This is a genomic window from Natronosporangium hydrolyticum (genome assembly GCF_016925615.1).
GTDB lineage: Bacteria > Actinomycetota > Actinomycetes > Mycobacteriales > Micromonosporaceae > Natronosporangium > Natronosporangium hydrolyticum.
In genome coordinates, this window is sequence record NZ_CP070499.1 from 38,056 (window position 1) to 57,625 (window position 19,570).

The following is a 19,570-nucleotide window of genomic DNA, read 5'->3' on the forward strand; positions in this document are numbered from 1 at the left end:
AGTGCTCAACGACGAGCAGCGGGCGCTGCAGGAGAGCGTTCGCGACTTCGCCCAGGATGTGGTGGCGCCGGTGATCGGCGACTACTACGAGCGACACGCCTTCCCGTACGAGATCGTTGCGAAGATGGGGCGGATGGGGCTGTTCGGCCTGCCCTTCCCGGAGGAGTACGGCGGGATGGGCGGCGACTACTTCGCGCTCTGCCTGGCGCTGGAGGAGCTGGCCCGGGTCGACTCCTCGGTGGCGATCACGGTGGAGGCGGCGGTCTCGCTCGGCGCGATGCCGATCTTCCGGTACGGCACCGAGGAGCAACGCAAACGGTGGCTGCCGAAGCTGGTGGCGGGGGAGTCGCTGGCCGGGTTCGGGTTGACCGAGCCGGGCAGTGGGTCGGACACCGCCGCGCTGACCACCCGGGCGGTGCGCGACGAGCAGACCGGCGAGTGGGTGATCAACGGTTCGAAGTCGTTCATCACCAACTCCGGAACCGACATCACCACGCTGGTGACGGTGACCGCGGTCACCGGCCGGCACCCCGACGGCTCCAAGGAGATCTCCACCATCATCGTTCCCACGGGTACGCCCGGGTTCACGGTGCAGCCGAACTACTCGAAGGTCGGCTGGTGCGCCTCGGACACCCACGAGTTGACCTTCGACGACTGCCGGGTGCCGGCCGAGAACCTGTTGGGCGAGCGGGGCCGGGGGATCGCCCAGTTCCTGAGGATTCTCGACGAGGGCCGGATCGCGATCGCGGCGCTCTCGGTGGGGCTGGCGCAGGGCTGTGTCGACGAGTGCCTGCGCTATGTCCGGGAACGGGAGGCGTTCGGCCAGCCGATCGGGCAGTTCCAGGCGGTGCAGTTCCAGGTGGCGGACATGGAGGTACGGGCGCATACTTCTCGGCTCGCCTACTATGACGCCGCGTACCGGATGCTCGCCGGGGAGCCGTTCAAGCGGCAGGCGGCGATCGCCAAGTTGCACGCCTCGGAGTGCGCGGTGGACAACGCCCGTACGGCGACGCAGTTGCACGGTGGCTACGGGTTCATGAACGAGTTCCCGGTGGCCCGGTTCTGGCGGGACTCGAAGATCCTGGAGATCGGCGAGGGCACCTCGGAGATCCAGCGGATGGTGATCGCCCGCGACCTCGGCCTGTAACCCCCCTACGTGTTGATCATGGACTTAGGGTCATGACCAGGGCCCTGGTCATGACCCTAAGTCCATGATCAACATCTATGAGAGTCGGCTGTACGACGCATCACTGCGATCGTGGGCGCCAACCCCGTACCCTGACCGCACTATGACCGCGGATCGGGGCGCCGGCTACGACTTCGCGACGTTGTTGCGGCAGCGGCGGCGGGCGGCCGGCTTGACGCAGGCGGAGCTGGCCCGGGTGGCCGGCCTCGCGGTGCGTACCGTCCGGGAGGCCGAGCGGGGACGCACCGCCCGGCCACAGCGCACCACCGCGGTCCTGTTAGCCGACTCGCTCGGCCTGACCGGCGAGGAGCGAGCCGGGTTCCTGGGGGCGGCGCGGGGGGCGGGGACGCCAGCGGTGGTTCCGCCTCCCCGCGCCGCGCAACACCGCGGCCGGCTGCCGCTGCCGTCGCCGCCGCCGCTGGTCGGCCGGGAGGTCGACCTGGCCAGGTTGGGCGAGTGGCTTGCGAAACCCGCCGAGACCGGGCCGGTTGCGCTGGTGGGGGTGGCCGGAGTCGGCAAGAGCGTGCTCGCGCTGGCGTTGGCCCGGCAGGTCGCCGAGCACTTCCCCGGCGGCGTGGCCGGGGTCAGCACCGATGGCGACTCCACCACCAGCGAGGTGCTGGACGCGATCGGCACCGCCTTCGGCGTACCCGAGCCGCGGCAGTTGCTGGCTCGGCTAGCCGAGCAGCCGGCGCTGCTGCTGCTCGACGCCGTCGACCGCGCCGGCCCGGAGCTGCGGGCGACGCTTGCTCAGCTACCCCCCACCGTGCGGGTGGTCACCACCGGCCGGGCGCCGTTGGGCGTGCCCGGAGAGCGGGTGTGGCCGGTGGCGCCGTTGGAGGCGCCGCCGGCCGGGCCGGAGCTGACCGGAGTCGAGGCGGCCAGCGAGTTCCCGGCGGCGGCGCTGTTTCTGCGCCGGCTCGCCCAGGTGCGGGCCGACCCGCTCGGCCCCGACGAGCTGCCGGCGTTGGCGTCGTTGGTGCGGCGGCTGGGGGGTCTGCCGCTGGCGTTGGAGCTCGCCGCCGGTCACGGCCGGCTGCTGCGGCTGCCGGAGATCCTGCAACGGTACGGCGACCGGGTGCTCGACCTCGGGGAGGGTGAGGACACGCTGCGGGCGGCGGTCGCCGGCAGCTACCGGCTGCTCAGCGTGGCCGAGCAGGCCGGGTTGCGAAGGCTGGCCGGGTTCCGGGGCCGCTGGTCGGTGGCGCTCGCAGAGCAACTGCTCGGCGATCCGGTGCCGGTGTTGGATCGACTGGTCAGCCTGGGGTTGGTGGGGGTACGCGGGACCCGGGAGCACCGGTTCCGGATGCTCGACGTGGTCCGGGACTTCGCCATCGAGCAGGCCGAGCGGGCGGGCGAGCTGGCCGAGGTCCGGCGCGCCCACGCGGTGGTGATCGCCGACTTCGCGGCGCGGGTCGCGCCAGCGATGGCCGGGCCGGGCCTGCCGGTGGCGGCGGCGCGGCTGGACGATATTGCTGGTGAGGTGTGGGCGGCGCTCAACCACGCCGCCAACGACGACCCGCCGACCGCGTTGCATCTGGCCGCCTGGTTACCCCGGTGGTGGCGGTTTCGGGGGCGGGACCGGGTCGGCCGGCAGTGGCTGTGCCGGCTGTTGGACGATCCCCGGACCGCCGACGCCGACCCGGCGGTACGAGCCTGGGCGCAGGTGGGGTTGGCGCACCTCGCCTCCGAACATGGCGAGGGGGCGGCGGAGCGACCGGCCGCCGACGCGGCGATGGCGACGTTCCGGCGGCTCGGCGACGTTGCGGGGCAGTTGGCGGCGCGGCGGATCCTGGCCGCGGTCGAGGTGGCCGACGCCCGGTATGAACCGGCCCGGGAGCACAGCCTGGCGGCGTTGTCGCTGGCTACCACCCATGCCAGGCATCGGGATGCGGCCATCGCACAGCTCGCGCTCGGCTGGCATGAGCTGCGGGACGGTCAGCTGGCCGGGGCTCGCCGCCGGCTGGCGGCGGTCGACCGGCTGGGGGCCCAGTCGGGTGATCGCCGATTACGCCTGCTCGCGGCGGCCGGCCTCGCCGAGGTGTTCCGGCTCGCCGGCCGGTACGAGGAGGCGGTGGTGACCGGTCGGCGGATGCTCTCCGGCATGGCGGAGCTGGGAGATCCCGGCCTGCGGCGGCGGGTCTTCACTACGCTGGGGCAGGCGTTGGCGAGTGTGGACCGGGTCGCCGACGCCGAACAGGTGCTGACCCGGCTCCGGCTAGATGACCCGGCCGCCCACGGTGGCCCGGCGGCGGGGTCGTGCGCGTTGATCGAGGCCCGGCTGGCGTTGGCCCGGGGAGACCGAGTGTTGGCCGCCGAATGGTTCGGCGCCGCCGCCGGCCAGCTCGTCGGCGGTGGGGAGGCCCGGGACCGGCTGACCGCGTTGCTGGAGTTGGCGTTGGTCGCCGACGAGCCGCAGCGCCGGCAGGTCTGCCATGAGCTGGCGCAGCTGTGCCAGGTTGGTGGATTCGTGCTGCTGGATCGCGAGCGGGCCCGGTTGACTGCGGCCGGGATCGATATCGCCGATGTCGAGCAGGGTTGAGCGTCGGCCACTGGGGTCACTCCCGGCCGAAAAAATCTCGGAGCAGGTCGGCGCACTCCGCCGCCAGCACCCCACCGTAGACCTCCATCCGGTGCGGCACCCGGCGGTCCCGGACCACATCCCACAGCGAACCGACCGCGCCGGTCTTTGGCTCCCACGCCCCGAAGACCAGCCGCGCCACCCGGGCCAGCACCAGCGCCCCCGCGCACATCGTGCACGGCTCCAGCGTCACCACCATGGTGCAGTCGGAGAGTCGCCAGGAACCGGTCGCCGCCGCGGCCCGGCGCAGCGCCACCACCTCGGCGTGGGCGGTGGGGTCGCCGGTCAGCTCCCGTTCGTTGCGGCCAACCGCCAGCTCCTCGCCGTCCGGGCCGAACAGGACCGCGCCGACCGGGACGTCGGCGGCGCCCACCGGCGGCCCGCTAGCCGCGACCGTCAACGCCCGCCGCATCCAGCCGGCGTAGCCGTTGCCCCACACGATCAGGCTTCGCGCAGCTCTTCGAGCTCGTCGCCGCAGCCGATCGCCTGGCAGATTTCGGCGGTGATGTCGGCCGGCAGCATGCCCTCCCGGGCACACAGCCGCAACAGCCGGTGGGCGGGCAGCCCCAGGTCGGCGAGGAGATCGGCGTCGCCGACCGGGTCGGCCTCCGGGTCGGCGGCCGGCCGCCGCTCGTCCGACTCGTCGTCCGGCTCGGCCAGCGCTTTGTCGATCTCCAACGCGGGGATCTCGATGTCCCCGAGCAGCATCGCGCCGATCCGGGACTCGTCGGCGAAGCTGGAGTCGGAGCCGAAGACCCGCAGATCCTCCCCCTGGTCCAGCCGAAGGATCACCAGGTAGGCATCGTCCGCCTCCACAAACAGCAGCGACACGTCGGCGGGTGGTTCGACCTCCCGAAGCTGGTCAGCGATCTCCTCGATGTCCGCCGCGCCGGTGAGCTCCAGCTCAGCGGCGCCCCAGCCATCTTTACTCCGAACCACCGCGGTAGCTACGTACGACACTGGCCCCCTGCTTTCGTCACCACCAGGTTCGTTGGTGACGCTAGCCGCTCAATGCCCGGCAGGCCAGGTTTTCCGCGGAGTCGTCTGAATGTGGTCACTGACCTCGGCGACCCCACTCACCACAACGGCCAGTCTGCGGTGACGATCCAGTAGAGCGTGACGATCCCGGCGCCGGTCGCCCAGGCGAAGGCGGTCGCCACCGCCACCCCCACCGCGACCCCCCGGTCACCGAACCGGGCCAGGCCCAACGCCCCCGCCCAGGCCAGGCCACCGCCGGTCAGCAACCACCAGATGTGGCTGGGCAGGTCGGTGCCGAGCAGGGTGAAGAGCACCAGCCAGGCACCGGCCGCGCCGATCCCGGCCAGCACCGCCCAGGACCGAACCGGATGCGGCTCCCGGTACGCGCGGCGGGGCGGCGCCCCCGGGAACAGACCGGACGGTGTCAGCGGAACCCCGGGTCCGGTCGGCGTCGGCTGCTCGGTCCCCACCCTCGCAGGTTAGCCCGGATATGCGAAGCTCGCTGCGTGAACATCGCGGTGGTCGGGTTGGGGTTGATCGGCGGCTCGGTGCTGCGGGCGTTGGCCGGGCTGGGGCATCGACTCCGCGGCTTCGACGCCGACCCGGCGACCCGGGCGACCGCGCGGACCGCCGCGGCGCAGGCCCCGGTAAACGCCCGGTGGCAGGTCGCGGGCGGCATGCAGGAGGCGGTCGACGACGCCGAGTTGGTGGTGGTCGCGGTGCCGCTCCCCGCGGTCGACGAGGTCTTCCATGAGCTCGCCGCCACCGGGTACACCGGCCTGGTCACCGACGTCACCTCGGTGAAGGAACCGGTGCTGGCGCTGGCGAACCAGCGGCTCCGCAGCTCACCGTCGCGGTTGGCGGGCTTCGTCGGCGGCCATCCGATGGCCGGTCGGGAGACCGCCGGGTTTCTCGCCGCGGACCCCGACCTGTTCACCGACTGCGCCTGGGTGCTGTGCCTGGAACCGGCGACCACGATGGCTGACTGGTTGGTGTTGGCGGACCTTTACACCCGGCTGGGCGCCCGGGTGGTGCCGGCGACCGCGGCCGAGCACGACCAGGCGGTCGCGGCCGTTTCCCATGTGCCGCATCTGCTCGCGGCGGCGCTCGCCGCGTCGGTGGCGGATCATCCGCTGGCGTTGACGCTTGCGGCCGGTTCGTTCCGGGATGGCACCCGGGTGGCGGCGAGCCCGCCGGCGCTGACCGCGTCGTTCTGCGCCGGCAACCCGGCTACCGCCGCGCCGGCGCTGAGCGCGGTGACGGATGCGCTCGCGGGCGCCACCGAGGCGTTGGGTGCGGACCGGCCGATCGAGGCGTTGCAGGAGTGGCTGACCGCGGGCGCGACCGTCCGGGAGTCGTGGCCGCCGTACCCGGGCAGCCGTCGGGAGCTGCCGGTGCGATCCGATGCGCTGCTGCGGCTCGGCCGCGCCGGCGGCTGGATCACGGCGGTCGCCCGGGACCGGCGTTCGGTCACCGCCACCCTCCCCGCCTGACCAACCGGCGCCAGCAGGGCCGCTCATGAGCGCCCTGACGAACCGGCGATCATGAGCGTGTTGACCGACACGCCCGGCGTGTCGGTCAACACGCTCATGATCGGCCGGAAAATCGGGCGGTGCTCAGCGGGGTTGCAGCAGGCCCTCCAGGACCACGGTCCCCGGGCCGTACTGCTCGTCCAGCTCCGCCTGCAGCTCCGGCGTGACGACGAAGACCTCGGCGATCAGCGCGTTGGTCATCGTGTCCACCCGGGAACTGTTGATCTCCGGAAGGTCCTCGTGCAGCTGCTCCTGCACCGACAGCAGCTCCTGTTCGGTGTGGGCGGCGCCGGTGACGCACAACGCGCCGCCCCACACCGTCCGCAGCTCCTGCTCCTTCTCCGGTAGATCCTCGGTGAACTGGACGTTCAGCACCAGCTCGGTCGGGTCGTTGCCCAACCCCAGCTCGTCGGTGTCCGCGTCGTCGGCGACGGACTGGTCCACCCACGAGCCGGCGTACTCCGGGTCGTTCCGGGCCAGCTCCAGCGCTTCGTTGAGGGTCTCGTCGGTGGTGGTCTCCGGATCGTCCGGTTCCCAACCGCCGGCCGGCTCCTCGCACGGAGTGTCGAAGCGTGGCTCGTCGGTGTCGAAGAACTGGGCCAGCTCCTCCGGCTCCGGCGCCCGGGCCGATTCGGCGAGGTGGAAGCTCTCGCCGTCCCAGGATCCGACCAGGTAATAGTCGCCCCAGGTCACCCCCTCGGCCGACTCCGAGGTGACCGCGTCCCAGTCCCAGCCGACCACATCCGGTCCGCTGCACTGGGGCGGCAGAGAATGTGCGACCGCGTGGCAGAGCTGCGGCCCGTGCTCGGGGCTCTCCAGCACCGTCGCCACCGTTTCGTAGAGCTGCTCGTCCGGGCTGACGCCCGCTGGTTCGTCGCCGTCCGGGTCGGCGCAGCCGGTCAGTACGACCAGCGCGCCCGCCGCGGCCGGCACTGCGATCTTCACCTTTCGCGTCCTCATACCGGGTAGGACGCGGCTGGCCGGGTTGCGGATCCCGCTACGCACCGGCGAATTGGATTATTCGGGTGTCGGTGACGATCGCCGTCACCAGGTCGGCGGGGGTGACGTCGAACGCCGGGTTGATCCCGACCGCGCCAGGTGGGGCGGTCGAGGACCCGTCGAAGCTGAGCACCTCGGCGCCGTCGCGATCCTCGATCGGCACCTCCGCGCCGGTCGGGGTCTGCGGGTCCAGCGTCGACTCGGGGGCCACGACGACGAATGGCACACCGGCCCGGACGGCGCCCAGCGCATGGGAGTAGGTGCCGATCTTGTTGACCACGTCGCCGTTGGCGCAGATCCGGTCGGCGCCGACGACCACCGCGTCCACCTCCCCGCGGGCGAGCAGGAACGGTCCGGCCGAGTCGACCGCGACCCGGTACGGTACGCCGGCACGGCCCAACTCCCAGGCGGTGAGCCGGGCGCCCTGCAGCAGCGGCCGGGTTTCGCTGGCGATGACCCCGCCGAGCGTGCCGCGGCGGTGCAGTTCGGTGACGACCGCGAGCGCGGTCCCGCCGGTGACCGTGGCGAGGCCGCCGGTGTTGCAGTGGGTGAGCAGCCGCGGCGCCGGTCCGCACCGTTCCTGGAGCAGGTCGGCGCCGCGCGCCGCCATCGCCGCGGACGAGGCGACCTCCTCATCCCGTAGCCGGAGCGCCTCGGCGAGCACCGCCGCCGCACCCTCGGGGAGCCGGGCGGCGGCGCGGTCTACTCCGCCCGCGAGATTGACCGCGGTGGGCCGGGCCGCCGCCACCGCCGCCACCTGCTCATCTCGGGCGGCTCCGGTCGAGGTCTGCGCCGCCAGCGCCACCCCGAGCGCGCCGGCCACCCCGAGCGCGGGCGCCCCGCGTACCGCCAGCGACTGGATCGCCTCGATCAGCTCCGGCACGGTGGTGAGTCGGCGCACGGTCAGTTGTGCCGGCAGGGCCGTCTGATCGATGATCTCGATCGCCCCGTCTACCCAGTCGATCGTGCGCACGACTCACCTCTCCCGGTCACCGCGTCACTGCTTACAACGCCACTGCTTACAACGTCACTGCGGACCGGCGAGCGTCCCGGTAACCTCACCGAGCGACTCCCAGCCGTCACCGACCTCTTCGGAGCGGCGGCCGCCCCGGATGGTCAACCGCCGACCAGCGATGGTGACGTACTCAAAGGTAGCCGGCAACTTCTTGACCATCGCCGCGCTGGTGATCTCCTCGTACGGCACGAACTGGTGGCCTGGCATCGCGACCAGCTCCGCCACGGTCGACCCGGTGAGCAGCTGGCGCATCCGCTGCTGGAGCTGGCCCTGCCGCCACGACGACAGGGTGGGGACGATGATCAGCCCGGCGCTGGTGATGATCAGGTCGCGCCGGGAGCCGTCGATCACCGCGTTGGTGATTCCCGCGTACGCGCTGGCGCGGTCCACCGGGACGGTGGTCTGTGCTGCCCGGATCGTGGTGGGGTCGACGCCCCGGCTCGCCAACTCCTGCCGTACCTTCGCCGCGTCGCCGTTGACCGCCGCCACCGCGAGCTGCCACTGGTCGATTGGTTCCCCGGTCACCCCGACCAGGGCCGGCCCGGCTGACCAGGAGTGCTGCCAGCGCGCCGCGCCGGATCGGACCAACGCCGCGGCGATGGCGCTCGCCACCGAGTCGGCGACCGCCTCGGTAGCGGCGTTCGGATCGGCGAGCACCGAGCCCGGCAGCAGCGTCGCCGCCAGCGGCTGTAGGTGTCCGGCGGCGAGCAGGTCCAGGACGACCGCGAGCGAACTGGGGGCGCCGGTCATCCGGGTCACCGCTCGGTACAGCTCGTCGGCGTGGCGTTGCCGTTCGGCCTGCGCGGTGGCGGCGGTGTAGTGCTCGTAGGGAAGCCGGGTGCGTTCTCCGAAGGAGAAGGTCAGCTCCTCTAGCTCGTGGGCGGCGGCGTCCAGCTGCGGGATCAGGATCCCCGCTGGCCGTGGATCGGTCGGCATCGGACTCTCCGGTTCCCGCAGCATCAGCCCGATCCGTTCGGCGTCGCTGGGGTGGGAGTCCCATCGGGACTGTTGTGCTGCCGGCGGCTGGGCGCGCAGCTGGTTCATAGTGTCGGCGCGGGCGGCGAGCAAGGTGGGGAAGTACGAGAGCACCCCGGTCGGGGCGTAGCCGGTGTCGAGCCCGGGCGCTACGTAATTCTCAAGGTAGAAGTCCCAGGCGGTAGCGAGTGGGCCCAGCTCCCGCATCGCGCTGATCGCCGCGTCCCGGCCGGCGAGCCGGACCGACGCCCGGTCAGCTTCGATCTCCTGGGCCCGGCCGACCGCGGCAGAGACCAGAAAATACAGGTACGCGTAGGGAAGTAGTAGCCAGCGGGCCGCTATCGCCCGGTCCGGCAGCTGGCCGAGCGTGTGGCTGATGACGTGACGGCCGCGGTGGACTGCGGCGCCGAGCCGGACATGCTGATGCGAGTAGTGGCCGAGTTCGTGGGCGAGCACCGAGCGCAGCTGCGCCACCGTGAACGTCTGCAGCAGCGGCGCTCCGATATACAGGTAGCGGCGGCCGGAGATTAGCCCGAGCCAGCGGCTGTCCTCGCTCACCGCCGCGTTTACCTCGGCGACCAGCCGGATCTCGTCCGGGGGCCGGGTGCCGACGCTCGCCGCGAGCTCGCGTACCAGCCCCCACAGCGCCGGGGCGCGCGGCTCCGGCACCGGCAACCCGAACGGGGTCTGCTTGGCGCGCATGACTTTCCAGGTGGCGTATGCCACCGAGCCAGCGAGGAGCAGGGTCAGCCCGATCACGACGCCGAGCAGATAGTTGACGTTGCCTTGCGTGAACAGCCAAACCGCGAGCATGGCGAGAACCGCCACCACGCCTAAGGCATAGAGGTAGAACCCCAATAACAGCGCTACCGATAGCGCCGCGCGTGCGGTCGTCATCATTATGCTCTTCTCCCAGGTCCCAATGCGGGTGTGCCGGCATTGTGGCAAGCCGATCCAACCCCACCCCCGCCAGTACGCTGGCAGGGTGACCAGCCGTGATCCGCTCGCAGATCTTCGTCGCATCGCGTTCCTGCTGGAGCGAGCCAACGAAGGCAGCCACCGGGTGCGGGCGTTCCGGTCCGCCGCGGCGGTGCTGGCCGAGCTGCCGGCCGACGAGATCGCTGACCGGGCGGCCGCCGGGACGCTCACGAAGCTCGCCGGGGTGGGGCAGGTGACTGCCCGTTGCGTGGCCGAGTCGTTGGCGGGCGAGGAGCCGGTGTATCTCCGTCGGCTGCTCGACACCGCCGGGACCGATCTGGATGAGGCCACCGCAGCCCTGCGGTCGGCCCTGCGGGGGGATTGTCACAGCCACTCCGATTGGTCGGACGGTGGCTCGCCGGTGGTGGAGATGGCGCTGGCCGCGGTCGAGCTGGGCCACGAATACCTCGTACTCACCGATCACTCACCCAGCTTGACCGTGGCCCGCGGGTTGCCGGCGGCGAAGCTGCGGCAGCAGCTGGCGCACGTGGCCGCGATAAATGAGTCGCTGCCGGCCGGGTTCCGGCTGCTCACCGGGATCGAGGTCGACATCCTTCCGGACGGCACGCTGGACCAGGAGCCCGAGCTGCTCGCCGAACTGGATGTGGTGGTCGGCTCGGTCCACAGCGGGCTGCGGGACGACGCGGCGAAGCTGACCCGCCGGATGCTGCGGGCGATCGAGAACCCGCACCTCGACATCCTCGGCCATTGCACCGGCCGGAAAGTGTCGGCGGCGGCGGTAGGGCTCGCCGGTGAGGGCGACCGTGGCCACCGGGCGGGCCGGACCCGCCCGCCGAGCGACTTCGACACGGCCGAGATCTTCGCCGCTTGTGTCGCGCACGACAAGGCCGTGGAGATCAACTGTCGGCCGGACCGGCTGGACCCGCCGAAGCGGCTGTTGCGGCAGGCGCTGGAGGCCGGCTGCCGGTTCTCGATCGACACCGACGCGCACGCACCTGGTCAGCTGGACTGGCTCCGGTTCGGCTGCGAGCGAGCGGTGCGGTGCGGTGTCCCCGCCGACCGGGTCGTCAACTCCTGGCCGGCTGATCAGCTGCTGGGGTGGGCGGCGACACATTGATCACCGGTGGTGCCACGGCCGGGCCGGGCGCCCTCGACCAGCGCACCGGCAGGCGTTGACTGATCGTCACCCCGGCGAGCACGATCAGCGCACCGACCGGTTGGTACCAGCTGAGCTGCTCGCCGAGCACGACCACGCCGGCGGCGACCGCGAAGATCGGGATCAGGTAGGTCACCAGCGCGGCGGCGCTCGCCCCCACCAGTCGAATGTTGCGCATGTGGATGAGGAAGACCAGCCCGGTGCCGAGGACGCCCAGCGCCAGCATGCTGCCGATCACCTCGGCGGAGAGCGTGTGCGGTGCCGGCGGGGCGCCGGCCGCGAGCGGGGCCACCACCGTGAGCAGCGCCGTCGCGCAGATCATCTGGCCGGCGACGAGCACCAGCCCGGAGACCGGGTAGTCGGCGACGAACCGTTTCATGTAAGGGACCGCGATCCCGTAGCAGGCCGCTGCCCCCAGGCACTGGAGTTGGCCGACCAGCGAGGCGCCGGCGACGCCCTGCCACACTCCGAGCACCACCAGTACGCCGACGAAACCGACAGCGATGCCGGTCACTTTACGGGCGGTGATGGACTCGGTGCGGAAGACCAGCGCCGCCATGGGTAGCGCCACCAGCGGTGTGGTGGCGTTCCAGATCCCCGCCAGCGCCGACGGGATGTGCTGCTCGCCGTAGCCGAAGAGGGTGAACGGGATCGCCACCCCGATCGTGCCGAGCACCGCCAGGTGGCCCCATAGCCGCAGGTCGCCGGGCAACCGGGTGCGCAGCACCAGCAGGATCAGCAGCAGTGAGGCGGCGCCCAGCGCGACCCGACCGAGCGTGACGTAGAGCGGGTGCAGCTCACCGACCGCCACCTTGATGAATAGGAAGCTGCTGCCCCAGACCGCGGCGAGCACCAGGAATCCGGGGATCAGGTAGGAACGGGAGACGGTGGCTGGTGGCCGGGGAGAGGTGGTGGTCACGCGGACACTCTGCCCGCCGCCCCCGACAATGACGAGGAGATTTCGCCCTCACACCGGTTGGTGGCCCGCCCGGTTGGTGGCCCGCCATCACTCCGCTTGGTGGGTTGAGTGGCGCCCGACTTGCCAGTTTTGCCCAGCTCTGTGACCCTAGTGGATCACCACTCAACCCACCAAGAGCGCCGTACCCTCGGGTCAGCTCCGATGGCCGGTGGCGGCGACCGAGACGCCGAGCCCGATCATCGTCAGACCAGCGCCGCCGGCGGCGAACTCCAGCCGGCGGGGGGACCGAACGAACCAGCTCCGGGCGCCGCTCGCCACTACCCCCCAACCGGAGTCGGAGACGAACGCGATCGCGGTGAAGATCGCCGCGAGCAGCAGCATCTGCAGGGTCGGATGCCCGGCGGACCGGTCGATGAAGTGCGGCAGTACCGCCACGAAGAAGACCGCGGTCTTCGGGTTGCTCACCCCCACCAAGAAACCCTCCACCAAGCTGCGGCGGCCCGACAGCGGCGGTGCGGTGTCCGGCTGGGTAAACGCTTCGCGAAGTGAACGCCGGTGTCGCAGTGCCCGGACCCCGAGGTAGATCAGGTATGCGGCCCCGATCAGCTTCATCGCGGTGAAGGCCGTCGCGGAGGCCTGGATCAGCGCGCCGAGCCCCACGGCGACCGCCACCGCGAGCACGGCCGCGCCCGCGGCGCTGCCGGCTACGGTCCCGATCGCCACCCGGCGACCGTAGGCGAGCGCCCGGCCGATCACGAACAGCACCGACGGGCCGGGCACGACAATCAGTAGCACCGCGGCGACGACGAAGGCGAACAGCGCCTCAGGGGTTGGCATCGGGCAAAGATAGCCGCTGTCGGAGCCGGTGCGCGGTGGAGTCGTCGCCCTGTTCGGTCAGCACCTCGACCAGGTTGTTAGTGGCGGTGACCGTGTGCGGGTGGCCGTCGCCGAGGATCCGGCGGAAGGCATCGAGGGCCTGGGTGTGGAGGGTGGCGGCGGCGTCCAGGTCGCCCTGGGCGCGGCGGAGGGTGCCCAGGTTGCTCAAGGCGCGGGCGGTGTCGGGATGGTCGTCGCCGAGGGTGCGGCGGAAGGCATCGAGGGCCTGGGTGTGGAGGGTGGCGGCGGCGTCCAGGTCGCCCTGGGCGCGGCGGAGGGTGCCCAGGTTGTTGACCGAAGCGATCGTGTCGGGATGATCGTCGCCGAGCACCCGACGCCGGGCGGTGAGCACCTGCGCGTAAAGCTCGCCGGCCCGGTCGAGGTCACCCTGGTCGTGCCGGACCAGGGCCAGGTTGTTCATCGCCCCCAGGGAGTCGGGGTGGTCCTCGCCGAGGCTCCGGCGGTAGGTGTCGAGCACCGCCGTGAGCAGCGCGCTGGCGGTGTCGAAACCACCCCGACCATGCTCCACCAGCGCCAGGTTGTTCAGGCAGCGGTGGGTGTCCGGATGCTCGTCGCCGAGCACCGCCCGGTAGTCCCCGAGCACCCCGGTGAGCAACTCCGCCGCGGCGTCGCCATCGCCGGTGTCGTACCGGTAGGTCGCCACCCGGTACGCCAGCCGGGCGGTGTCCAGCTGCGCCACCCCCCACTTGCTGCCGTCAGCCAGCAGCGCCTCGGCGTGCGGGCGCAGCTCGCTGCAGCGCTGCCACAGCTCCACCCGGTGTCGCTCCTCCGGGAACTGCGCGGTGATCAAACGGACCGCCAGCGTCGCCCAGCGCGCCAACGGCCACCTGGCGGTCGGGTCGCGGCGCCACCGCAGCAGCCGCCGATGGACCGGTGCGCCCCGCCGGATCGCGTCGCGCTGCACCTCCTGGACCAGATGGTGGACCCAGAGCCGCCCCGGCTGGACCCGGATCAGCCCGGCGTCGGCGACGCGGGTCAGCAGCGCGTGCCAGGTGGTCGGCTCGGTGGCCGCGGTGGCCAGCGGCTCGGGCAGCTCGGACGGATCGGCGGTGAGCACCTCCTGCGGCAGCTGCCCGGGGGCCAACACTGATAGCAGGCGCAGCAGTTGCACCGCGGCCAGGTCGCCGCGGGCGAGCCGGTCGGAGCTGAGCCGGGTCGCCACTTCGTTCGGGCCGAGGACCTGACTCTCGTCGGTGGGCATCATGGACAACCCCCTCTCCCGCCACAGCGAGATGTACGCGGCCAGGGTGATCCGGTATCGACGGCAGTAGCCACCCGCGAGGTCGACCGCGAGCGGCAGGTGACCGAGCATGGCGGCGAGCGCCGCGGCGTGGCCGGCGGCGTTCGGTGAGGCGTCGCCGGAGCGATCGAGCAGCAGCCGCACCGCGTCGGGGCCCAGGAAGGGCGCCACCGGCTGCAGTTGTGCCCAGCTCGACCAGTCTTCGCGCCGGCTGGTCAGCACCACCTCGCCGTCGCCGGTGGTGGGTAGCAGGTCGGCGACGGCCGGCGGCGTGGCGTCGTCATACACCAACAGCCAGGGTTCCCGATGGACCAGCTGGTCAAGGGTCGCTCGGGCGGCGGCCTCTGGGTCGTCCGCGGCCACCCCGAGTTCGCCGCCGAGCGCCGCCAGCGCGGTCACCACACTCGCCCGGTCGGTCGCCGGGATCCAGGCGGTCAGGGAGGTCTCCGGGGCACGGCGGTGGGCGTACTCGAGCGCCAGCGAGGTTTTGCCCACCCCGCCCATGCCGGTCAGGGCCACCAGGTCAGGCCGGCGACCACTGGCCAGGGTGGTGGTGAGTTTGGCGAGGTCGGTGGCGCGTCCAGTGAATAGCTGCAACCGGTGCGGCAGCCGCCACATCGGGCCGTCGCTGACTGACGACATTGCCGCGTCGACTGGTTGTTGGGCGCGGATGCTGCCGCGGACTGCGGCCCAGGCGGTGAGGCCGGTGCCGGCGGCGGCCAGCGCGCTGGCCAGCACCGGCTGGTCGGCGAGCAGGGACCCGACCGCGACCGCGAAGGCGCCCAGCCCGGTGGCGAGCGGGACGGCGACCACCGGCCGGGAAAGCCGGTCGCGAAACCGGGCACCGGTGCCGGCCCCGCTGCCCGCTGCCACCGGCACCTCCACGATCGATGTAACCCGACTCGTTACATCATGTCACGGCGGCCCCACCGGCCCCAGTGCTGAGTGCCCGGGGCCAGCCTTGCCGGGCGGGTTAGGAGGGCTGCTCCATCGGTGGTTGCGGCGGCGGCGCGAGTCCGAGTTGGCCCAGGAACTCCATCTGATCAAAGTACATATGGTGTTCTTTGATCTTTCCATGGTGGATCGTGGCGATGTCGCAGGAACGGACCCGGATCTGCCGGCCGGTGGCCGGCATGACCTCGCCGGTGGGCAGCGGCAACGGCGCCGTGTTGGTGCCGACGAGCCAACCCTCGTCGATGGCGACGTGGCCATGCTCGTGCTTCTGGATCGGCTCGTACCGGCTGTCCGGGAACGCCTCGATAAAGGTGCGCCAGTATTCGCCGATCCCGTCCTGCCCGTGGATCTCCCCGGCGTCCGGGGTCATGATCACCGCGTCTTCCGCGTAGCAGTCGACCGCGGAGTCGATGCTGTGCTCGTCGACCATTGCGCTGGTCAGTCGATCCATGACTCGGCGTGCCTCGCCCATGGCTACCTCCCCAGTGTGTAGCTCGTCCCCTCAGTATCAGTGGGTCATCGGCCGCCGGGGCCGGATCTGGGAAATCAACTGGCACGATGAAGCCATGGCACAGGCGAGTGGCCGGCACCAGGTGACCAGGATCAGCGTGGACCCGGGAGCCGAGCGGGGCCGCCGTCGGCACCGGCCGAGGGTGGACGCGCTGGCGGTGGAGGAGCCGCTGGAGATCCGGGTAGGACCGGCCGGTGGCACCCGCCCGCTCGCGGTCACGATGCGCACCCCCGGCGACGAGCTCGACCTGGCGCTGGGGTTTCTGTTTACCGAGGGGGTGGTGGCCAGCCCTGCCGATGTGGTGAGCGCGCAGCTGTGCACCGGCGCGGCGGAGCCGAACGCCCACAACGTGGTAAACGTGGTGCTCGCCGACCAGGTGCCGGCGCCGACGACCGACCCCGCCCGCCACTTCTACACCACCAGCTCGTGTGGCGTGTGCGGTAAGGCGAGCATCGACGCGATCCAGCAACGGTCGCGCCACCCGGTCGGCGACGATCCGGTGCGGATCTCCGCGGAAGTGTTGGCGGAGCTGCCTGATCGGCTGCGCGCCGCGCAGCGGGGGTTCGAGCGCACCGGCGGCCTGCACGCCGCCGGTCTCTTCACCCCGGCGGGTGAGCTGCTCGCGGCGCGGGAAGACGTCGGCCGCCACAATGCCCTGGACAAACTCATCGGCTGGGCGCTGCGGCACGACGCCGTGCCGCTGCGGGGGCGGGTGGTGCTGGTCTCCGGGCGGGCGAGCTTCGAGTTGGCGCAGAAGGCCTGGTTGGCGGGGGTGCCGGTGCTCGCCGCGGTCTCCGCCCCCAGCACCCTGGCGGTGAGCGTCGCCGGGGCGGCGGGCATGACCCTGGTGGGCTTCCTCCGCGGCGAGACCATGAATCTCTATACCCGCGGCGACCGGGTCGACTGATCCACCGGCCAGTCGTCGAGCACCGCTGGCGGCACGCCCCGCTGGACCGCGTCGAGCAGCATCTGCGCCATTGAGTACTCCGGGTCGGCGGTGAGCGCCCGCGCCAGTGCCAACCGGGCGAGCGCACCGTCGCCGGCCCGCCAGGCGGCGAACCCCAACAGGCTGGCGGGGGCGGCGGCCAACTCCGGGACCACTCGCTGGGTGGCGTCGGTCCACAACCGAAGGTGCGGCTGCGGGGTGGTGATCGCCCGCCAGGCGACGTCCCGCACTGGCAGCGACACCAACAGGACACTGAGCTCTGCGAGTTCGTCGTCGTCGAGCCGCGCCGAGTCGGCGTAACGGTCGATGGCGGCGCGGATCGCCCGGTCGCCGCGGTCCTCAATGGTGGCGGCCCACTCGGGTTCCGGAATCGTCGCCAGGCACCGCATGATGGACCGCTCGGCCCGGTCGGTCGCCCGCTCGATGGCGACGCGGGCCGCCCCGGCCGGGGGCGCCACGGTGGCCGCCAGCGCGGCCCGGTCCGGGGCGACCGCGAGACCGGCGAATGCGCAGGTCGCCGCCGCCTCGGTCGCCGCCGGGTCGAACCTGGTGCCCTCGGGTGGGCAGCAGTCGGGTTCCTGGCAGAGGTATGACCACCACCGGCCGGCGTCCACCCGCAGCACCTCCCCGATCGGCAGCTCGCGCTGCTCGGCGGCGGCCCACACGCTCCGAAGTAGCCCGTCGACCTCGCCGGCCGCGCCGTAGCCGAGGATGGCGAGCAGGTCGGGACCCTGCGCGACGGTGACCTGGAGCAGGTGGTCGGCGAGCAGGTCGGCCGGCGGGGTCTCCGGGCCGGGCAGGTCACTGCGGGCGGCGAAGATCGCCCGGTTGCCGCGGAAGGCGGCGAGGACGACGCTCTTGTCGGGGTGGAAGCCGAGCAGGTATGGCGTGATCGCCACCAGATCGGTCGGGGAGCGGAGCTTGACGTTGACGGATTCAGCGGGCGGCAGGGGCGGCATAGCTGTCATGCCATCGAGCATCGCCAACCCTGGGGCGGCCCGGTAAGGGTCGATGCGTCGCTGTGGACGACCCGCCGCACCGTCCACAGGCGGACTTCGGGTGAGGGAAGAGAAGTCGCAGGTCAGGAGCGGAACGGCAGGTCGTGGATGACGATTTCGTCGCTATTGGAAGGCTTGCCGGAAAGCTCCATCGTCAACCGGACCGCCGCCATGGTGTCGTACCCCACCCGGTGAAGCGTCTTGATCGCCGCTAGATTCCGGCTCTCCGGCATCACCAGCAGCCGCTTCAACGACCGGCGCCGCGCCTCCTCGGCGACGTGCGCCAGCAACGCGGTGCCCACCCCCTGATTGCGGTATGGCTCGGTGACCACCACCGGATAGACCTCGCCGGCCCGGCCGCTGAGGATCAGCCCGATCAGGCCGATCACGCCGGCCTCCGAGTGTTCGGCCACCCACATCCCGGAGAGGTCCAGCCGGGTCAGATAGTCCTCGAAGCCGGCGCCCGGGTCGGCATCGTTGCGCCCCGGCTCGTCGTAGAGATCTCGCTGCAGCTCGGTCAGCTCGGCCCACAGCCCTCGGCACCGGTTGTGGTCGGCTGGCCGGTAGGCACGTATCGACACGCTCATGCGACTAACCTACCCGCCGTGGACCTCGCTTATCTTCGCGCACATCCGGACCACCTGCCGACGTTGCTGAAACATCAGCGGATCCGGGAGACGCCGGTGCCCGGCGGCGACATCTGCCTCGCCGCCCGACTGACTCTCGACGACGGCAGCTCGCTGTTCACCAAGTCCTGGGCCGGCCCGGGGCCACGACCGCCGGGCTTCTTCGAGACCGAGGCCGCCGGTCTGCGCTGGCTCGCGGCCGCCGGGGCGGTGCCGGTGCCGGAGGTGGTGGCGGCGTTGCCCGAACTGCTGGCGTTGGCCTGGGTGGAGCCGGGGCCGCCGAGCGAGCTGGCGGCCGAGCGGTTCGGTCGCGAGCTGGCCGAGCTACACCGGGCTGGCGCGGACACGTTCGGCGCGGCGTGGCCGGGGTTCATCGGCCGGCTGCCGATGCCGAACGAACCCACGCCGCCGCCCTGGTCGAGCTGGTTCGCGCAGCGGCGGCTCGTGCCGTACCTGCGGCGCAGCGTGGACAACGGGGCGCTCGGCAGCGCCGAGGTCGCGGCGGTGGAGCAGGTGATCGACCAGCTCGGGGAGTACGGCGGCGAGGAGCCGCCCGCCCGGATCCACGGTGATCTGTGGCCCGGCAACCTGCTGTGGACGCCGGAGCGGGTGTGGCTGGTGGACCCGGCCGCCCACGGCGGCCACCGGGAGACCGACCTGGCGACGTTGGCGCTCTTCGGCGGGGCGCCGTACCTGCCGCGGATCCGCGCCGCGTACCAGGAGGTGTGGCCGTTGGCCGCTGGTTGGCAGGCCCGGGTGCCGCTGCATCAGCTGCATCTGTTGCTGGTCCACACGGCGCTCTTCGGCGCCGGCTGGCGGAGCGCGGTCGCGGCGGCGGTCGACGCGGTGCTGCGGGGCTGACCAGCGGGGTCAGCCGCCGGCGAACGGCGGCAGCACCTCGACCACGGCGGTCTCCGGCAGTTGCCGCTCCGGCGCCCGCCACACCGCCCCGTCTACCAGGAAGCTGGCGACCGACAGCACCTCGCCGAGGCGCCGGCCGTGCCGGTCGGTCAGCGCCGCGGTCAGCTCGGGCAGCGTGATCTGGGTGACCGGGAGCCGTTCTTCGGCGACGCCGGCGGCGGCCCGGGCGCCAGCGAAGTATCGGATGGTCAGCACCG

18 protein-coding genes and 1 pseudogene are annotated in these 19,570 nt (G+C 72.1%); 6 read left to right on the forward strand and 13 right to left on the reverse strand.

Annotated elements, in window-relative coordinates; translation table 11 throughout:
- Position 1 precedes the first annotated feature (1 nt).
- Both JQS43_RS00200 and JQS43_RS25985 read left to right on the forward strand, forming a co-directional pair.
- Positions 2 to 1,147 (forward strand): acyl-CoA dehydrogenase family protein, encoded by a 1,146-nt coding sequence (locus JQS43_RS00200; RefSeq protein ID WP_239677019.1) that lies wholly within the window; start codon positions 2 to 4, stop codon positions 1,145 to 1,147.
- A gap of 142 nt (positions 1,148 to 1,289) precedes the next feature.
- Positions 1,290 to 3,728 (forward strand): ATP-binding protein, encoded by a 2,439-nt coding sequence (locus JQS43_RS25985; protein ID WP_275580988.1) that lies wholly within the window; start codon positions 1,290 to 1,292, stop codon positions 3,726 to 3,728.
- Positions 3,729 to 3,744: 16 nt separating this feature from the next.
- Here JQS43_RS25985 and JQS43_RS00210 read toward each other — a convergent pair.
- The 3 genes and pseudogenes from JQS43_RS00210 to JQS43_RS00220 all read right to left on the reverse strand — a co-directional run bounded on the left by JQS43_RS00210 (position 3,745) and on the right by JQS43_RS00220 (position 5,215).
- A pseudogene (locus JQS43_RS00210) lies at positions 3,745 to 4,204 on the reverse strand (nucleoside deaminase).
- A 4-nt stretch (positions 4,205 to 4,208) separates the two neighbouring features.
- Entirely contained in the window at positions 4,209 to 4,727 is a 519-nt protein-coding gene (locus tag JQS43_RS00215) for a tRNA adenosine deaminase-associated protein (RefSeq protein WP_239677020.1), read from the reverse strand.
- 116 nt (positions 4,728 to 4,843) lie between these two features.
- Positions 4,844 to 5,215 (reverse strand): hypothetical protein, encoded by a 372-nt coding sequence (locus JQS43_RS00220; protein WP_239677021.1) that lies wholly within the window; start codon positions 5,213 to 5,215, stop codon positions 4,844 to 4,846.
- Between the two features lie 36 nt (positions 5,216 to 5,251).
- Here JQS43_RS00220 and JQS43_RS00225 point away from each other — a divergent pair, with 36 nt between their 5' ends.
- Complete coding sequence (locus tag JQS43_RS00225) at positions 5,252 to 6,238, forward strand: prephenate dehydrogenase (RefSeq protein WP_239677022.1); 987 nt, start codon at positions 5,252 to 5,254, stop codon at positions 6,236 to 6,238.
- 123 nt (positions 6,239 to 6,361) lie between these two features.
- On the opposite strand, the gene JQS43_RS00230 is transcribed toward JQS43_RS00225, so the two are convergent.
- Genes JQS43_RS00230 through JQS43_RS00240 form a run of 3 tightly spaced genes read right to left on the reverse strand, consistent with a single transcriptional unit; the run spans position 6,362 to position 10,163 of the window.
- A complete protein-coding gene (locus JQS43_RS00230) occupies positions 6,362 to 7,222 on the reverse strand; it encodes a hypothetical protein (RefSeq protein WP_239677023.1) in 861 nt (286 codons plus the stop codon).
- Between the two features lie 52 nt (positions 7,223 to 7,274).
- Complete coding sequence (gene mtnA / locus JQS43_RS00235; protein WP_239677024.1) at positions 7,275 to 8,249, reverse strand: S-methyl-5-thioribose-1-phosphate isomerase; 975 nt, start codon at positions 8,247 to 8,249, stop codon at positions 7,275 to 7,277.
- 54 nt (positions 8,250 to 8,303) lie between these two features.
- Positions 8,304 to 10,163, reverse strand: coding sequence for a M48 family metallopeptidase (locus JQS43_RS00240; RefSeq protein WP_239677025.1), 1,860 nt, complete (start codon positions 10,161 to 10,163; stop codon positions 8,304 to 8,306).
- A gap of 88 nt (positions 10,164 to 10,251) precedes the next feature.
- Between JQS43_RS00240 and JQS43_RS00245 the strand changes: the two genes are divergently transcribed.
- A complete protein-coding gene (locus JQS43_RS00245; RefSeq protein WP_239677026.1) occupies positions 10,252 to 11,322 on the forward strand; it encodes a PHP domain-containing protein in 1,071 nt (356 codons plus the stop codon).
- Here JQS43_RS00245 and JQS43_RS00250 read toward each other — a convergent pair.
- From JQS43_RS00250 to JQS43_RS00265, 4 genes are all read right to left on the reverse strand, one after another.
- On the reverse strand, positions 11,273 to 12,280 hold the full coding sequence (locus tag JQS43_RS00250; RefSeq protein ID WP_239677027.1) for a DMT family transporter: 1,008 nt from the start codon (positions 12,278 to 12,280) through the stop codon (positions 11,273 to 11,275). The genes JQS43_RS00245 and JQS43_RS00250 overlap by 50 nt on opposite strands.
- Before the next feature lie 192 nt (positions 12,281 to 12,472).
- Complete coding sequence (locus JQS43_RS00255; RefSeq protein WP_239677028.1) at positions 12,473 to 13,117, reverse strand: LysE family translocator; 645 nt, start codon at positions 13,115 to 13,117, stop codon at positions 12,473 to 12,475.
- On the reverse strand, positions 13,104 to 15,290 hold the full coding sequence (locus JQS43_RS00260) for a tetratricopeptide repeat protein (protein WP_239677029.1): 2,187 nt from the start codon (positions 15,288 to 15,290) through the stop codon (positions 13,104 to 13,106). The genes JQS43_RS00255 and JQS43_RS00260 overlap by 14 nt, the downstream gene beginning before the upstream one ends.
- A 100-nt stretch (positions 15,291 to 15,390) precedes the next feature.
- Positions 15,391 to 15,843, reverse strand: coding sequence for an ester cyclase (locus JQS43_RS00265; protein ID WP_239677030.1), 453 nt, complete (start codon positions 15,841 to 15,843; stop codon positions 15,391 to 15,393).
- 94 nt (positions 15,844 to 15,937) lie between these two features.
- Here JQS43_RS00265 and fdhD point away from each other — a divergent pair, with 94 nt between their 5' ends.
- Positions 15,938 to 16,789, forward strand: a complete 852-nt coding sequence (gene fdhD, locus JQS43_RS00270) for a formate dehydrogenase accessory sulfurtransferase FdhD (protein ID WP_239677031.1) — start codon at positions 15,938 to 15,940, stop codon at positions 16,787 to 16,789.
- Here fdhD and JQS43_RS00275 read toward each other — a convergent pair.
- On the reverse strand, positions 16,762 to 17,796 hold the full coding sequence (locus JQS43_RS00275) for a DUF4192 domain-containing protein (protein WP_239677032.1): 1,035 nt from the start codon (positions 17,794 to 17,796) through the stop codon (positions 16,762 to 16,764). The genes fdhD and JQS43_RS00275 overlap by 28 nt on opposite strands.
- Positions 17,797 to 17,909: 113 nt before the next feature.
- Positions 17,910 to 18,413 (reverse strand): GNAT family N-acetyltransferase, encoded by a 504-nt coding sequence (locus JQS43_RS00280; RefSeq protein ID WP_239677033.1) that lies wholly within the window; start codon positions 18,411 to 18,413, stop codon positions 17,910 to 17,912.
- 18 nt (positions 18,414 to 18,431) lie between these two features.
- Here JQS43_RS00280 and JQS43_RS00285 point away from each other — a divergent pair, with 18 nt between their 5' ends.
- Complete coding sequence (locus JQS43_RS00285; protein ID WP_239677034.1) at positions 18,432 to 19,313, forward strand: fructosamine kinase family protein; 882 nt, start codon at positions 18,432 to 18,434, stop codon at positions 19,311 to 19,313.
- Positions 19,314 to 19,322: 9 nt separating this feature from the next.
- Here the strand turns inward: JQS43_RS00285 and JQS43_RS00290 are convergent, their stop codons facing one another.
- Complete coding sequence (locus tag JQS43_RS00290; RefSeq protein ID WP_239677035.1) at positions 19,323 to 19,568, reverse strand: MoaD/ThiS family protein; 246 nt, start codon at positions 19,566 to 19,568, stop codon at positions 19,323 to 19,325.
- Positions 19,569 to 19,570: the final 2 nt, after the last annotated feature.

Bases quoted from the DNA above. Each gene is read 5' to 3' on its own strand.
- JQS43_RS25985 (WP_275580988.1), top strand. From the start codon at position 1,290: ATGACCGCGGATCGGGGCGCCGGCTACGACTTCGCGACGTTGTTGCGG.
- JQS43_RS00240 (WP_239677025.1), bottom strand. From the start codon at position 10,163: ATGACGACCGCACGCGCGGCGCTATCGGTAGCGCTGTTATTGGGGTTC.
- JQS43_RS00255 (WP_239677028.1), bottom strand. From the start codon at position 13,117: ATGCCAACCCCTGAGGCGCTGTTCGCCTTCGTCGTCGCCGCGGTGCTA.
- JQS43_RS00265 (WP_239677030.1), bottom strand. From the start codon at position 15,843: ATGGGCGAGGCACGCCGAGTCATGGATCGACTGACCAGCGCAATGGTC.
- fdhD (WP_239677031.1), top strand. From the start codon at position 15,938: ATGGCACAGGCGAGTGGCCGGCACCAGGTGACCAGGATCAGCGTGGAC.
- JQS43_RS00275 (WP_239677032.1), bottom strand. From the start codon at position 17,796: ATGACAGCTATGCCGCCCCTGCCGCCCGCTGAATCCGTCAACGTCAAG.
- JQS43_RS00280 (WP_239677033.1), bottom strand. From the start codon at position 18,413: ATGAGCGTGTCGATACGTGCCTACCGGCCAGCCGACCACAACCGGTGC.